This window comes from Ectopseudomonas alcaliphila, from assembly GCF_900101755.1.
Lineage (GTDB): Bacteria > Pseudomonadota > Gammaproteobacteria > Pseudomonadales > Pseudomonadaceae > Aquipseudomonas > Aquipseudomonas alcaliphila.
In genome coordinates this window covers 970,729-985,193 of the sequence record NZ_FNAE01000001.1, presented here as the reverse complement: position 1 = coordinate 985,193, position 14,465 = coordinate 970,729, and the positions used below count along the sequence as shown (strand labels likewise).

Here is a 14,465-nt window from a genome sequence, read left to right as displayed (position 1 = left end):
TCCTGACACGATAGTCCGAACTTTATGTTACGCAATGATGGCCAGTTGCGATGGTACGCCAGCCGGGAGAGGGGATGGGCGGGGCGGTTGGCCCCGCTCGACGCGCCGGCCGGATAGGCTGGCGCAGACCCGAAGGTCAGAAGGAGAGAACACGGCGCCGGGCGGGTAGCCCCTGCAGGCAGTTGCGCCGTGTGGGTGCAGCATGGCGCGGGAAGCTTTCAGCCAGCTTTCCGCGACGTTACCGGCCGGTGAAGATCAGCCGATGGTCATCAGGCTGGCGTTACCGCCAGCCGCAGCGGTGTTGACGCTCAGGGCGTGTTCCACCAGCAGGCGTTCCAGTGCGATGTCGGTCTCGCCCTTGTTCAGGCCGTGTACGCCGACGATGGCGCCCTTGCGCTGTGCTGCCTGCTCGCTGACCGCGCGCAGCTGGTCGGAGTCGCCGTGGTGCAGGATGGCGTCCAGCTCCACGTCGACGCTGTTCCAGTCGGCCACCAGCTGGATGTGCTTCTGCACCTCCTTCGGCAGTTCGCTGTACAGCGCGCGCTGGCTTTCCAGCCAGATCGCCCGGCTGCCAACGGCGAGGGTGGCGGCCAGCTGGGCGAGCAGGTCGCTGCGCTCGTCGGCCAGGTTCAGCACGTGCTCGCGCGGCAGTAGGGTATAGCTGTTGCGCTCGCCGGTCGGGCCGGTGAGGGTGTGGCTGCTGTAGCTCTGCGACAGCGTACGGTACTGCTCGAACAGCGCGGCGATGGCCGGCTCCTGCTTGCCTGCCCATTCGGCAAAGGCGACGCGCACCTTGTCCAGCTCGGTCGGTGCCGGCAGTGCCTGTACCTCGGCCTGTTGCAGGTACTGGGCAACGGCTTCCTGCGGACGGGTCGACAGCAGGCGATAGAGGTACAGCGGGCCACCGGCTTTCGGGCCGGTGCCGGACAGGCCTTCGCCACCGAACGGCTGCACGCCGACCACGGCGCCGACCATGTTGCGGTTGACGTACAGGTTGCCGACCTTGGCCGTGCCGACCACCTGGGCGATGGTCTCGTCGATGCGGGTGTGCACGCCGAGGGTCAGGCCGTAGCCGCTGTCGTTGATCTGCTGCAGCAGCTTGCCCAGATCCGCGCGCTGGTAGCGCACCACGTGCAGCACCGGGCCGAAGATTTCGCGCTTCATCTCGTCGAAGCTGTCCAGCTCGATCAAGGTCGGCACGACGAAGGTGCCGCGTTTGATTTCATCACCGTTGACGCGCGCCAGTTGCGTGACCTTGCGGCCTTTCTCGCGCAGCTTGGCGATGTGCGTTTCGATGCCGGCCTTGGCCTCGGCGTCGATCACCGGACCGATGTCGGTGTTCAGGCGCTCCGGGTTGCCCAGGCTGTATTCGGCCATGGCGCCCTTGAGCATGGTCAGTACGCGGTCGGCCACGTCGTCCTGCACGCACAGCACACGCAGCGCCGAGCAGCGCTGACCGGCGCTGTCGAAGGCGGAAGCGACCACGTCCATCACCACCTGCTCGGTCAGCGCCGAGGAGTCGACGATCATGGCGTTGAGGCCGCCGGTTTCGGCGATCAGCGGGATGGTGCGGCCCTGAGCGTCGAGACGACCGGCGATGTTGCGCTGGAGGATGCCGGCCACTTCGGTGGAGCCGGTGAACATCACGCCACGCACGCGCTCGTCACCCACCAGGCGCGCGCCTACGGTTTCACCACGGCCCGGCAGCAGCTGCACGGCACCGGCTGGTACGCCGGCCTCGAGCAGGATGCGCACGGCCTGGGCGGCGATCAGCGGGGTCTGTTCGGCCGGCTTGGCCAGCACGGTGTTACCGGCGGCCAGTGCGGCGGCCACCTGGCCACTGAAGATCGCCAGCGGGAAGTTCCATGGGCTGATGCACACCACCGGGCCCAGCGGGCGGTGGCTGTCGTTGCCGAAGCTGCGTGCCTGGATCGCGTAGTAACGGAGGAAGTCCACCGCCTCGCGCACTTCGGCGATGGCGTTGGCGAAGGTCTTGCCGGACTCGCGCACCAGCAGGCCCATCAGTTGCTGCAGCTCGGCTTCCATCAGGTCGGCGGCGCGCTCCAGCACGGCAGCACGTTCGGCCGGCAGGGTGGACTGCCAGATCTGGCCGCTGGCCAGGGCGCAGAGGATGGCGCTGTCGACGTCCTTGACGCTGGCTTCGCGCACGTGGCCGACCAGATCGCGGTGATCGGCCGGGTTGCGCACTGGCTCCGGCTCGCCCGGGTTGGGTGCATCGCAGCCGAGCATGGGTTCGGCGACGTAGCTGAGGTTGGTGGACGACAGCAGCGCCGAGGACAGCGAACCGAGGCGGTGCTCGTTGGCCAGGTCGAGGCCGGCGGAGTTGACCCGCTCCTTGCCGTACAGGTCACGCGGCAGGGCGATACGCGGATGCGGCAGACCGATGGCGCCTTCCTGCGCGGCCATCTGCTCGACCTGCAGCACCGGGTCGAGCACAAGGTCTTTCAGCGAGATGCTGTGGTCGGCGATGCGGTTGACGAAGCTGGTGTTGGCGCCGTTTTCCAGCAGGCGGCGTACCAGGTAGGCCAGCAGGGTTTCATGGCTGCCCACTGGTGCGTAGATACGGCACGGACGGTTCAGCTTGCCGTCGGCGATCTTGCCCACCACCTGCTCGTACAGCGGCTCACCCATGCCGTGCAGGCACTGGAACTCGTACTGGCCCGGGTAGTAGTTCTGCCCGGCCAGCTGGTAGATGGCCGACAGCGAGTGGGCATTGTGGGTGGCGAACTGCGGGTAGATGGCTTCCGGCGCGGCCAGCAGCTTGCGTGCGCAGGCCAGGTAGGACACGTCGGTGTACGGCTTGCGGGTGTACACCGGGTAGCCTTCCAGACCGTTGACCTGGGCCAGTTTGATCTCGCTGTCCCAGTAGGCGCCCTTGACCAGGCGGATCATCAGGCGATGACGGCTGCGCTTGGCCAGGTCGATGACGTAGTCGATCACGTACGGGCAGCGCTTCTGGTAGGCCTGGATGACGAAACCGATGCCGTTCCAGCCGGCCAGCGATGGTTCGAAGCACAGGCGCTCGAGCAGATCCAGCGACAGCTCCAGGCGGTCGGCTTCCTCGGCATCGATGTTGAGGCCGATGTCGTACTGCTTGGCCAACTGGGTCAGGCCCAGCAGGGTCGGGTACAGCTCGTCCATCACGCGCTCGTACTGGGCGCGGCTGTAGCGCGGGTGCAGGGCGGAGAGCTTGATCGAGATGCCCGGGCCTTCGTAGATGCCGCGGCCATGGGAAGCCTTGCCGATGGCGTGGATGGCCTGCTCGTAGGAGGCCAGGTAACGCTTGGCGTCTTCCTCGGTCAGCGCGGCTTCACCGAGCATGTCGTAGGAGTAGCGGAAGCCCTTGGCTTCCAGGGTGGCGGCGTTGGCCAGGGCCTCGGCGATGGTTTCGCCGGTGACGAACTGCTCGCCCATCAGGCGCATGGCCATGTCCACGCCCTTGCGGATCACCGGCTCGCCGCTCTTGCCTATGATGCGGTTGAGCGCCGAGGTCATGCCGGCTTCGGTGTGGGTCGACACCAGCTTGCCGGTGATCAGCAGGCCCCAGCTCGCCGCGTTGACGAACATCGACGGGCTCTGGCCGAGGTGCTGGCTCCAGTTGCCGTTGGCGATCTTGTCGCGGATCAGCACATCACGCGTGGCTTTGTCGGGGATGCGCAGCAGGGCTTCGGCCAGGCACATCAGCGCCACGCCTTCCTGCGACGACAGCGAGAACTCCTGCAGCAGCCCCTGCACCAGGCCCTGGCGGCCGCTGGCGTTCTTCTGGTTGCGCAGTTTCTCGGCAATCCCCAGGGCCAGCTTCTGCGAAGCCTCGGCCTGGTCCTTGTTCAGGCGCGCCTGCTCCAGCAGCATCGGTACCACTTCGGTTTCCGGGCGGCGATAGGCGCTGGTGATGGCGGCGCGCAGCACCGACTGCGGCAGGATGCTTTCGGCGAAATCGAGGAACACCTGCAGGCCCTGCTCGGTCAGCGACTCCAGCGCTTCTTCACCGGCAGCAGCAGCCAGGCCGGCATGCTCGGCGGGCGTCAGGCCACTCTCGACTTGCTCCAGATAATTGAAGATCGCCTGCTTGATCATCCAGTGCGGCGTACGGTCGATCTGCGCAGCTGCCTTTTTCAGGCGCTCGCGGGTGGCATCGTCGAGTTTTACGCCAAGCGTGGTGGTGGCCATGGGGTGTCCTATTGTTGTCGGTTGTACAGGGTGAAACTGCCTGGAGCAGTTTCTGGCGTCGCTTGCGACGGCCCGAGGGCTCCCGCCATGGATGGCGGGCAACAAAAAGCTGCGGGAGATTAAACCTGCTTCGGTGCTTGGTGCAACTAGGTGCAACCAATTAGGGCGGCGTCCCGACGGACGTTCATTTCTCCCTCATTGTTGCCGCTATAGCCCCTGTGCCTTGTGGGTTACAGGGCATGAAGCAGATTCGGCAGATGCGATGCGGACAACGACAAACCATTCTCCCAATCCAGCCTGGCAATGCGCTGCATTATCATGGTGCAACCCTGGTGCTACCCCTTTGCTCTGGCTCACTCCTGAGGGTGGCCGGCGCTTCGAACACATCGTTCAGCATAGACCGCGTCACCGGAGCGGCGTGGCTCCCGGTCGTCGGAAGGGAGCCGCTTTAGCAGGCCGGTGAAAAACGTAGGCGACGACTGCATGGACGCGGGAGGCCAAAGCCGAGGTGGTTTTCAACCGCCTGCTAGGTCCGTTCGCGGATGATGGCAATGAACGCCTGCAGCGGCGCCGGAACATGGCGATAGCTGGAGTAGTAGAGACACAGGCCCGGGCACGGCGGCGTCCAGTCCTCCAGCAGCAGGACCAGCTTGCCTGCCTCCAGTGCCTTGCGAGCAAAAGCCTGTGGGACGTAGGCGATGCCCAGTCCGCAGCAGGCAGCCTCGACCAGCAGATCGTTATCGTCCAGGCTCAATGCGCCCGGTACGTCGAGCGCCAGTTGCTGCGTGCCCCGCTCGAACTCCCAGCGATAGCGCTTGCCGCTGGGCATGCGTTGGCGGATGCACCGGTGGGATCGCAGCTCGTCAGGCGTTTCAGGACGCCCGAAGGCGGCGATATACGCCGGTGAGGCAACGGTGACGAAGCGTACGTCGCCGCCGAACGCCACAGCCACCATGTCCTTGGGGACCGACTCGGCCAGTCGTACGCCGGCGTCGAAGCCCTCGGCGACGATATCCACCAGCCTGCCCTCGCTGACCAGGTCGAGTTCTATGTGGGGATGGCGTTGCAGGAATACCGGCACCACATGCTCGAGCAACCAGCGCGCCCCGCCTTTGCTGGCATTGATGCGCAGGGTGCCGGCGAGTTCCTCGGGGCCATGGCTGACCGCATCCAGTGCGTCGTCCAGCTCCTGAAGCAGAGGCGTCAGACGCTGCAGCAACTGTTCTCCAGCCTCCGTCACGGCCACGCTGCGGGTGGTGCGGTGCAGCAGGCGAACCCCCAGACGCTGTTCGAGCCCCTTGATTGCGTGACTGAGAGAGGAGCGCGACACCCCGAGGGAGTCGGCGGCCTTCTGGAAGCTGCGCTGCTGAGCGACCTGAATGAAGGCCTTGAGATCGGCGAGGCTGGGGTTGCTCATTGGTGAGTTTTTTTCACGAGGTTGTTCGTATTGGTGGGACTTATCATAGCTCGACCCGGCTCATACCATCGGCTCAAACCTCTGAGGAGAACGCCGATGAAGACTTGGTTGATTACGGGCGCGTCATCCGGGCTTGGCCTGATCATGGCGAGAAAGCTGTTGGCGCGAGGCGATCGAGTGGTCAGCTGCGGGCGGCGTGTGGCGCCATTCGAGGCGTTGCAGCAGATGGCGGGCGACCGGTTGCGCATCGCCAGCTTCGACCTTACCGACACCGAGGCATTGCGCCGGGAGGTGGACGCGGCCTTTAGCGCCTTTGGCCGTATCGATACCGTGGTCAGCAACGCCGGCTACGGGCTGTTCGGTGCCGCCGAGGAGCTCAGCGATGCTCAGATCGAGCGCCAGATTGCCACCAATCTGACGGCTTCGATCCAGCTGGTACGGGCCGTCCTGCCACATCTGCGCGCTCAGGGAGGTGGCCGGATCATGCAGGTTTCATCCGAGGGCGGGCAGGTGGCCTATCCCAATTTCAGCCTGTACCACGCCACCAAGTGGGGCATCGAAGGCTTCCTCGAGGCCGTCGCCCAGGAAGTGGCGCCGTTCGCTATCGATGTCGTGATCGCCGAACCGGGGCCGACCGCGACCGGGTTCGGCGGTGCGCTGGATCATGCATCACCCCTGGCGGTATACGACATGACCCCGGCAGGTGAAGTACGTCGCGCGATAGCCAGCGGCGCCTTCGAGATCAAGGGGGACGCCGAACGTACCGTCGATGCGATGATCCAGGTGGCGGACTCGGAGCAGCCACGGCTGCGGATCGCCCTGGGCAGCACGGCTTTCGAGAACATTCATCGTGCGCTGGCGTCCCGTCAGGACGACTTGCTGGCGCAGAAGGCGCTGACATTGTCGGGGGATCGCACATGAGAGGTTGGCTCGCACTGCTGATGACGTGTTCCCTGGCGGCCATGGCCGGTGAGCCCGAGATGTCCAGGCACAAGGCCAATCAGGTTGCCGGCACCTGGCGCATGGTCTCGGCGACTCTGGAAGCAGATGGCAGGATCGAGCGTCCCTACGGCGAAAACCCGCAAGGCATGCTGGTGTTCACGCAGGACATGCATTTCGTCGAAGTATTGACCGACGGCGATATGCCGCGCTTTCAGTCCAATGCGCGCGGCGGGGGTAGTGACGAAGAAAATCGCCGTGCCATGGCGTCGAGCATCGGCTTCTTCGGTACTTACAGCGTGGATGAACAGGGCCGTTTTGCCGGTAACCGGGTCGAGGGCGCCACCTTCCCCAACTGGGTCGGTGGCGTGCGCACGACGCATGAGTTGCAACTCAGGGTCGAGGGGGAGCGGATGTACGAGACCTTCACGCGGCCGGACGGTGGACGCTTCAGTGCCGAGTTCGTGCGGTCCAGGTAACGCCGGGGTGTGTGGCGCTTGAGGTGGTCAGTAGCGGCAGTCTTCGCCGGTACGTTGGTAGATCAGCGTGTGCTGTTCACCTTTGGAGTCCAGATAGACCATGCGGGCTTCACCCGCTTCGCAGCCTTGCGGCAGCGTCTGACTGATGACCTTGGCGATGTCCAGCTGCATGCCATAGTGGTAGTGCTCGGGCGTTTCGGCATGTGCCAGGGTAGCGGCGCAGCCGAGGGCGAGCAGGCAGGCGATACGTTTCATGATGGCCTCGATGCAAGAAAAAGGGCCGTGTCAGCGGCCCGAGGGACGCCGGTCAGGAGCGCGGCCGGCGCCAGGTAAGCCTGGGTTTAGCCGTGCTGGCCGGTACTCTGCGTGCTCGCGGTTTGCGCCTGCTGGGTGGCTGTGGCGTGCGGCTGCTGCTGGTGGGCCTGTTGATGAGCGACGAAGGCAGCCGATTCTTCGGCGAAGCAGGCCTGGGTAGCCAGCAGCGTGGAAAGGGACAGGACAGTGGCAGTGAGAAGGTTCTTCATTGGGGCGATCCTCTTGGGATTCTTCGTGGGTTCGAAGTCATCCTAATGAGGCACTGAGGCCCGAAAAAGCGCGCTCCGGGTGAATGACCGTTACCTTTTGCGCAACAATCATTGGGCGCTGTTGCCACCTCGTCGCGCCGTGCGCGAAACGGCAACAGACCCTAGGGCGTCGCCCAGTATTGCGCGTCGTCCAGTACGGCTTCGTCAGCGCGCAGCAGCGGCGGCAGCTCGGCCTTGAGAAACTCCACCCAGGTGCGGGTCTTGGCATCGAGAAAGCGTCGCGACGGATACATCGCATAGATATTCAGGGCGCGCAGGCGGTGCTGCGGCAGGATGCGCAGCAGGCGTCCTTCACGCAGCGGCTGGCTGGCGACGAACGAGGGCAGCAGGCAGAAACCCATACCGGCCTGCGCCGCCTTGACCAGCGCTTCGGCGACGTTGACCTGGAAGCACTCGGCCGGCAGGGCCTCCAGTTGTTCGTCGCCGAAATCCCATTGGCCACGGTACAGCGGGTCGGTCAGGCGCAGGTAGCGGTGCTGCTGCAGGTCGCTCGGCTGCTGCGGGATGCCATGCTGGGCCAGGTAGCTGGGAGCGGCGCAGAGCACGCTGTAGACCGGGCCCAGGCGTTGCGCGACCAGTTGCGAATCCGGCAGGTCACGAGCGAAGGCGATGGTCACGTCGTGGCCGTCTTCGAGCAGATCCGGTGTGCGTTGCGCCAAGGTCAGTTCGACCACCACCTGTGGATAACGCTCGGCGTAGCGGGCGATCAGTGGCGTCAGGTGTTGCAGGCCTAAGCCGGTCATGGTGTGCACGCGCAGGCGACCGCTGGGGGTGTGATGAGCGCCGCGCGCCTCGGCGTCGGCTTCGTCGATCTGGCCAAGAATCTGCCGGCAGCGCTCCAGATAGCGCTCGCCGGTTTCGGTCAGCGCCAGACGTCGCGTGGTGCGCTGCAGCAGGCGCGCCTGCAGGTGTTGTTCCAGGTCGGTGATCAGTCGCGATACTTGCGCGGTGGACAGATCGAGTGCCTGGGCAGCGGCGGTGAAGCTGCCGCGCTCGACCACCTGAACGAACACGCGCATCGCATGCAGGGTATCCATTGTTGCTCCTGGCGTAATGGGCCAGACGCATTATGCGCGACTGCGAACCTTACAACGCACCCAAGATCAGCTGCGCCGCGACGGCGAACATCATCGCTGCCACGCCCAGATCGATCAGGCGCCAGGTCACTGGCCTGGCCAGCCAGGGCGCTAGCCATGCCGCGCCGAGCGCCAGGGCGCTGAACCAGAGAAAGGAAGCGCTGGCCGCGCCGGCGGCATAGGCGCCAGGTTCAGGCTGTTGGGCGCCGAGCGAGCCGATCAGCAGCACGGTATCCAGATAGACGTGCGGGTTGAGCAAGGTGACCGCCAGTGCGGCGAGCATCACTGCGCGCAATGAGCGCGGTTCGCTGTCTGCCGCCTGCAGCGATTGCGGGCGCGCGGCGCGCAGCAGCGCCTGGCTGCCGTACCAGATCAGGAATGCGGCGCCGCCCCAGCGGGCGATGGCCAGCAAGGTCGGGCTTTGCGTCAGCAGGGTGGCCAGGCCAAATACGCCGGCGGCCACCAGCAGCGCATCGCAGACGATGCACAGCGCTGCCACCGGCAGGTGATGTTCGCGGCGCAGGCTCTGCGCCAGGACGAAGGCGTTCTGCGCACCGATGGCCATGATCAGACCGATGGCCACCAGCAGGCCGTTGCTGTAGCTCTGCCACATCACGCCAGCTCCGGTATGGACGCCGCCGACAGGGCGCGCAGGGTGGATAGCGCCCGTTCGGCGCGCTCGCTGGGCACGAAGATATGGTCGTGGTGAAAGCCGGCGACCACGTTGCAACTGACGCCGGCCTGCGCCAGGGCGGCGGAGAAGGACGCCGTGAGACCCACGGCAGCCAGCGACGAATGCACCTCAAGGGTGATCCAGGCGGCGACGTAGTCGTAGTGCAGGCCATGGGCGTCGGCGATTTCGCGCGTCAGCACCAGGCTCAGACCCTCAGGTTCGCGCATGCTGGCGATCGGCTGCAGGTTGCTGCAGTCATGATCGGCTGAGACACAGCAGAACACGTACTGACCGGGATTGAGCTGCGGCGTCATGCTCTGCAGTAGGCGTGCGAGGTTGGTTTCGCCAGACATGGCGGGCTCCTGATTGGGCTGAATGCTGGCGAGTCTGCTGCGTGGGGATGTATAAGAGAAACAAATATTGCTGATCACTCATTAGGAAAATCGATTGTTCGATTACAAACTCCTGGCGGCCCTGGCTGCGGTGGTGGAGCAGGCCGGCTTCGAACGCGCGGCGCAGGTGCTGGGGCTTTCGCAGTCGGCGGTGTCGCAGCGCATCAAGTTGCTCGAAGCGCGGGTCGGCCAGCCGGTGCTGGTACGCGCGACGCCGCCGGCGCCCACCGAAATCGGTCGGCGCCTGCTCAACCACGTGCAGCAGGTGCGCCTGCTCGAACGCGATCTGCAAGGCCAGGTGCCGGGGCTGGATGAACAGGCCTTGCCCGAGCGTCTGCGCATCGCCATCAACGCCGACAGCCTGGCCACCTGGTGGGCGAAGGCGACCGCCGAATTCTGTGCCACTCAGCAGGTGCTGATGGAGCTGGTGGTGGAGGATCAGGAGGTCGGTCTCAAGCGCATGCGCGCGGGCGAGGTGGCCGGTTGCGTGTGCGCCGCCGAGCGCCCGGTGGCGGGTGCGCGCAGTCTGGCGCTGGGGGCGATGCGCTATCGCGCGCTGGCCAGCCCGGCCTTCATCGCCCGGCATTTTGCCGCTGGCGTCAGCGCTGATGCGCTGGTGCGTGCGCCAGCCATCGTTTATGGCCCGGATGATCAGTTGCAGCATCGTTATCTGGCAGGCCTCGGTGTTACCGGTGCTTTTGCCTATCACCTGTGCCCCTCGTCCGAGGGCTTCGTGCGCCTCGCTGAAGGTGGGCTGGGCTGGGGCCTGGTGCCGGAATTGCAGGTGCGTGAGGAGTTGGCCAGCGGCAGGCTGGTGGATCTGCTACCCGAGCGCTTTATCGACGTGCCGCTGTACTGGCACCACTGGCGCAATGGCGGCGAATTGCTCAGCGAGTTGACCGAACGTCTGCATCGCAATTCAGCTTCGATGCTGGTAGCACTGCAGTAATGAGCGGCTTGCCGGGTCGTAGTTCTGGCCGCCACTGACAGGGCAGGCAGGACTGAGCGCTGCTAGAGTGCGGCAAACACAAGAACGACAGGGGGATGCGATGAGGATTCTGGTCACCGGCGCGAGTGGCTTCATCGGTGGGCGTTTCGCGCGTTTCGCGCTCGAGCAGGGCCTGGATGTGCGGGTCACCGGTCGTCGCGCCGAGGGCGTGCAGCATCTGATCAAGCGCGGTGCCGAGTTCGTCCAGGGCGATCTGGGCGATGCCGAGCTGGCTCAGGCGCTGTGTCGGGATGTCGAGGCCGTGGTCCACTGCGCGGGCGCGGTTGGTGTGTGTGGCGACTACGCGCATTTTCATCAGGCCAACGTGACGGTCACCGAGCATGTCGTCGATGCCTGCCTCAAGCAGAAGGTGCGGCGCCTGGTGCATCTGTCCTCGCCGTCGATCTATTTCGATGGAAAATCTCATGTCGATGTTCGCGAGGAGCAGGTGCCCAAGCGGTTCTCCGATCACTACGGCAAGACCAAGTACTTGGCCGAACAGCAGGTGTTCGCCGCGCAGGAGTTTGGCCTGGAGGTGATCGCCCTGCGTCCGCGCTTCGTCACCGGCGCGGGCGATACCAGCATCTTCCCGCGGCTGATCGGCATGCAGCGCAAGGGGCGCCTGGCGATCATCGGCAATGGCCTGAACAGGGTCGACTTCACCAGCGTGCACAATCTCAACGACGCCTTGCTCAGGTCCCTGCACGCGGACGGCACGGCGCTCGGTCAGGTGTACAACATCAGCAATGGCGCGCCGGTGCCGCTGTGGGACGTGGTCAATTACGTGCTGCGCCGCCTGGAGCTGCCGCCGGTGACCAGGCATGTCCCTTACCCGCTGGCCTACGCTGCGGCGACGCTCAATGAGGGTATCTGTCGAGTGCTGCCGGGGCGGCCTGAGCCAGGCCTGTTTCGCCTGGGTGTGGCGGTGATGGCCAGGGATTTCTCCCTGAACATCGACCGCGCTCGCGAGTACCTTGGCTACGAACCCCGGGCCAGTCTGTGGGATGCACTGGATGAATTCTGCACCTGGTGGCAGGCGCAGATGGGACCTCAGGCGTAGATGCGCTGCCCACGATAGATGCGCACCGAGCCGGTTGGCGCGCCGACCGGCAGCTCCATGGCGGCCAGTGGCGTGACCGCCGCGCGCTGTGGTTGATCGGACAGTTCGGCCAGGCGCAGGCCGAGGCGGCGGGTTTCTTCATCGTCGGACTTCAGGCTGCCATCGAGCATGGCACCGACTGCGTTGGGCTGGCTCAGACGAATGTCCACGTCCTGCTCTTCGCGTAGGCGGCGGCGCAGCGCTTTCATGCAGTCCAGTACTTCTTTGTTCAGTTCCATTGCCACTTCCCCCGATTGGTTGAAGGGTCACGGGTTCAGGCGTTCCTCACCATCCGTAACCGCGCCAGCCGTCATCCTTGGGCTGGGACACATCTTCGTGCTTTGCAGAACTTTCAGGCCGCCTGCTGGCTTGTGAGCGACGCGCTATCGGCTCGTTCACGACGGAAGAAAAAGCAAAGTGCGTACCAGTTCAAGTTTTGCGGAACTGCTGGGTTACAGGCGAGTCGATGGCCCTGTCGCGCCCTTCGTCGGTGCGCCGCGCACCTGCTTGGCGCGACGCTGATGGTGTAATGGCGAATCGGTATACTGCGCGACATTTCCGTTTATTCGTTCCAACCATAGGTCCGACCATGCGTAACGACGCCAACGACGAACTCGACAACCTGCCCAGCCTGACTCCGGAGCGCCGTGAGGATTTCGCCGAGCCGCGTGAGGAGCCCGCTGCGCGCAGCAGCCGTGTCACCAGCAGCAAGGCTCCAGTGGCCAAGGGCGCCAGCACCGGGCCGCTGTGGGCGCTGGTTGGCGCGCTGAGTTTCGCCCTGGCTGGCCTGGGCTGGTGGAGCCTGCAGCAGATCGGCCTGATGGAGCAGCGCCTGGTGGCGACCCAGGAGAGCTTCGCGCGTATCAGCGAGGAGGCTGCCGGACGCATTCAGGATATTTCCGGCAAGGTGGTGGCCACCGAATCCAGCGTCACCAGCGGCAGCGAGGCGCTCAAGCTGCAGGTCAAGCAACTGGAAAATCGCCTGGCCGAGCTGAGCAAGCAGCAACAGCAGAGCGCCACGGCGCAGGCCGCACTGGACAAACGTGTCGAGCAACTGGGCACGGAGCTGAAGAGCGGCATTGGCGCCAGCGCCGATTTCGACAAGCGTCTGCAGGCGCTCTCCACCGAGCAGGCCGCACTGAAATCCGCGCAGGGGGATGCCAAGGCGACCCAGGCCGAACTGGCCAAGCTCGACACGCGTATCAAGGCCCTCGGTGGCGATATCGATGCGCTGAAGAAGCAGGGCAACCCGGCGCAATCGATCCGTAGCCTGGAGCAGGATCTGCTGGTGCTGCGCAGCGAACTGGACAACCGTCCTGCCGCCAGTGCTGGGCCGACTACCGCCGAGTTCGATGCCTTCCGCGCGCAGATGACGCGCAACATCAACACCCTGCAGAGCCAGGTGGTGAATCTGCAGCAGCAGATCAATCAGCGCTGAGTGCCACCATCTCGATAAACGAACGCCCCGCAATGCGGGGCGTTCGTTTATTGGTCGCGGCTAAAGCCCCTCCCACAGGATATCGCTTGCGGGAGGTTCATTAGCTGCGATCTTACAGACGCGGATAGTCGATATAGCCGACCGGACCCGAGGCGTAGAAGGTTTCCGGGTGCGCCTCGTTCAGCGCGGCGTCCTGCTCCAGGCGCTGCGGCAGGTCCGGGTTGGCGATGAAGGGGACGCCGAAGGCCACGGCATCGGCCTTGCCTTCGGCCAGCCAGGCGTTGGCCTGATCCTTGGTGAAGCTCTCGTTGGCGATGAACACGCCACCGAACTCCTTCTTCAGTTGCGGCGTCAGGCTGTCGTCGCCTTCCTTCTCGCGGGCGCAGATGAAGGCGATGCCGCGCTTGCCCAGTTCACGCGCCACATAGGTGAAGGTTTCGGCGAGGTTGGCATCGCCCATGTCGTGGATGTCGGCACGTGGCGACAGGTGCATGCCTACGCGGCCAGCGCCCCAGACCGAGATGGCTGCATCGGTCACTTCCAGCAACAGGCGAGCACGGTTTTCGAGGCTGCCGCCGTACTGGTCGGTACGCTGGTTGGTGCTGCTTTGCAGGAACTGGTCGAGCAGATAACCGTTGGCGCCGTGGATTTCCACGCCATCGAAACCGGCGGCCATGGCGTTCTCGGCGCCTTGACGATAAGCCTCGACGATATCGGCGATCTCTTCGGTCTCCAGCGCACGCGGGGTGACGAAGTCCTTCATCGGGCGCACCAGGCTGACGTGGCCGGCCGGCTGGATCGCGCTGGGGGCGACCGGCAGTTCGCCGTCCAGGTAGATGGGGTCGGAAATACGGCCGACGTGCCACAGCTGCAGAACGATCTTGCCGCCGTTGGCGTGCACCGCCTTGGTCACGTTGCTCCAGCCGCGAATCTGCGCATCCGACCAGATGCCGGGGGTGTCCGGGTAGCCCACGCCCATCGGCGTGACGGCGGTGGCTTCGCTGATGATCAGGCCGGCCGAGGCGCGCTGTACGTAGTACTCGGCCATCAGGGCGTTGGGCACGCGGCCTTCGTCGGCGCGGCAGCGGGTCAGCGGCGCCATGATGATGCGGTTGTTCAGCTGCAGATCACCGATCTGGATGGGGTCGAACAGTGTGGGCATGGTGTTTTCTCCGAGGGAAAGGTCAAA

The 14,465-nt window shown here is 65.0% G+C and carries 14 protein-coding genes; 5 read left to right on the top strand and 9 right to left on the bottom strand.

All coding sequences use genetic code 11. From position 1 onward, the window contains the following. Positions 1 to 255: 255 nt before the first annotated feature. Together putA and BLR77_RS04715 are read right to left on the bottom strand one after the other, a co-directional pair. Complete coding sequence (gene putA / locus BLR77_RS04720; RefSeq protein WP_074675699.1) at positions 256 to 4,191, bottom strand: trifunctional transcriptional regulator/proline dehydrogenase/L-glutamate gamma-semialdehyde dehydrogenase; 3,936 nt, start codon at positions 4,189 to 4,191, stop codon at positions 256 to 258. 526 nt (positions 4,192 to 4,717) lie between these two features. Next, complete coding sequence (locus tag BLR77_RS04715; protein ID WP_074675698.1) at positions 4,718 to 5,608, bottom strand: LysR family transcriptional regulator; 891 nt, start codon at positions 5,606 to 5,608, stop codon at positions 4,718 to 4,720. A 96-nt stretch (positions 5,609 to 5,704) separates the two neighbouring features. Here BLR77_RS04715 and BLR77_RS04710 point away from each other — a divergent pair, with 96 nt between their 5' ends. Beyond that, positions 5,705 to 6,529 carry an SDR family oxidoreductase gene (locus tag BLR77_RS04710; protein WP_074675697.1) on the top strand — a complete coding sequence of 275 codons (825 nt, stop codon included), beginning with the start codon at positions 5,705 to 5,707 and terminating at the stop codon, positions 6,527 to 6,529. Continuing rightward, entirely contained in the window at positions 6,526 to 7,026 is a 501-nt protein-coding gene (locus BLR77_RS04705) for a lipocalin-like domain-containing protein (RefSeq protein WP_083366021.1), read from the top strand. The genes BLR77_RS04710 and BLR77_RS04705 overlap by 4 nt, the downstream gene beginning before the upstream one ends. Positions 7,027 to 7,053: 27 nt before the next feature. Here BLR77_RS04705 and BLR77_RS04700 read toward each other — a convergent pair whose 3' ends face one another. The 5 genes from BLR77_RS04700 to BLR77_RS04680 form a co-directional block, all read right to left on the bottom strand. Further along, positions 7,054 to 7,281 carry a DUF2790 domain-containing protein gene (locus tag BLR77_RS04700; protein WP_074675696.1) on the bottom strand — a complete coding sequence of 76 codons (228 nt, stop codon included), beginning with the start codon at positions 7,279 to 7,281 and terminating at the stop codon, positions 7,054 to 7,056. 86 nt (positions 7,282 to 7,367) lie between these two features. After that, positions 7,368 to 7,550 (bottom strand): hypothetical protein, encoded by a 183-nt coding sequence (locus BLR77_RS04695; protein ID WP_072422914.1) that lies wholly within the window; start codon positions 7,548 to 7,550, stop codon positions 7,368 to 7,370. A 161-nt stretch (positions 7,551 to 7,711) separates the two neighbouring features. After that, entirely contained in the window at positions 7,712 to 8,647 is a 936-nt protein-coding gene (locus BLR77_RS04690) for a LysR family transcriptional regulator (protein WP_074675695.1), read from the bottom strand. Positions 8,648 to 8,696: 49 nt separating this feature from the next. Next, positions 8,697 to 9,299 carry a LysE/ArgO family amino acid transporter gene (locus BLR77_RS04685; protein ID WP_074675694.1) on the bottom strand — a complete coding sequence of 201 codons (603 nt, stop codon included), beginning with the start codon at positions 9,297 to 9,299 and terminating at the stop codon, positions 8,697 to 8,699. Beyond that, complete coding sequence (locus BLR77_RS04680; protein WP_074675693.1) at positions 9,299 to 9,712, bottom strand: ACT domain-containing protein; 414 nt, start codon at positions 9,710 to 9,712, stop codon at positions 9,299 to 9,301. Before BLR77_RS04680 ends, BLR77_RS04685 begins: the two co-directional genes overlap by 1 nt. A 94-nt stretch (positions 9,713 to 9,806) precedes the next feature. Between BLR77_RS04680 and BLR77_RS04675 the strand changes: the two genes are divergently transcribed. Both BLR77_RS04675 and BLR77_RS04670 read left to right on the top strand, forming a co-directional pair. Continuing rightward, positions 9,807 to 10,700 (top strand): LysR family transcriptional regulator ArgP, encoded by an 894-nt coding sequence (locus tag BLR77_RS04675; RefSeq protein WP_074675692.1) that lies wholly within the window; start codon positions 9,807 to 9,809, stop codon positions 10,698 to 10,700. Between the two features lie 100 nt (positions 10,701 to 10,800). Next, positions 10,801 to 11,799, top strand: coding sequence for an NAD-dependent epimerase/dehydratase family protein (locus tag BLR77_RS04670; protein ID WP_074675691.1), 999 nt, complete (start codon positions 10,801 to 10,803; stop codon positions 11,797 to 11,799). Here BLR77_RS04670 and BLR77_RS04665 read toward each other — a convergent pair. Beyond that, a complete protein-coding gene (locus BLR77_RS04665) occupies positions 11,790 to 12,077 on the bottom strand; it encodes a hypothetical protein (RefSeq protein ID WP_074675690.1) in 288 nt (95 codons plus the stop codon). The two genes, BLR77_RS04670 and BLR77_RS04665, sit on opposite strands and share 10 nt — an antisense overlap. A gap of 350 nt (positions 12,078 to 12,427) precedes the next feature. Here BLR77_RS04665 and BLR77_RS04660 point away from each other — a divergent pair, with 350 nt between their 5' ends. Beyond that, positions 12,428 to 13,276, top strand: a complete 849-nt coding sequence (locus BLR77_RS04660; protein WP_074675689.1) for an ATPase — start codon at positions 12,428 to 12,430, stop codon at positions 13,274 to 13,276. 112 nt (positions 13,277 to 13,388) lie between these two features. On the opposite strand, the gene BLR77_RS04655 is transcribed toward BLR77_RS04660, so the two are convergent. Continuing rightward, on the bottom strand, positions 13,389 to 14,438 hold the full coding sequence (locus BLR77_RS04655; protein WP_074675688.1) for an alkene reductase: 1,050 nt from the start codon (positions 14,436 to 14,438) through the stop codon (positions 13,389 to 13,391). Positions 14,439 to 14,465 lie beyond the last annotated feature (27 nt).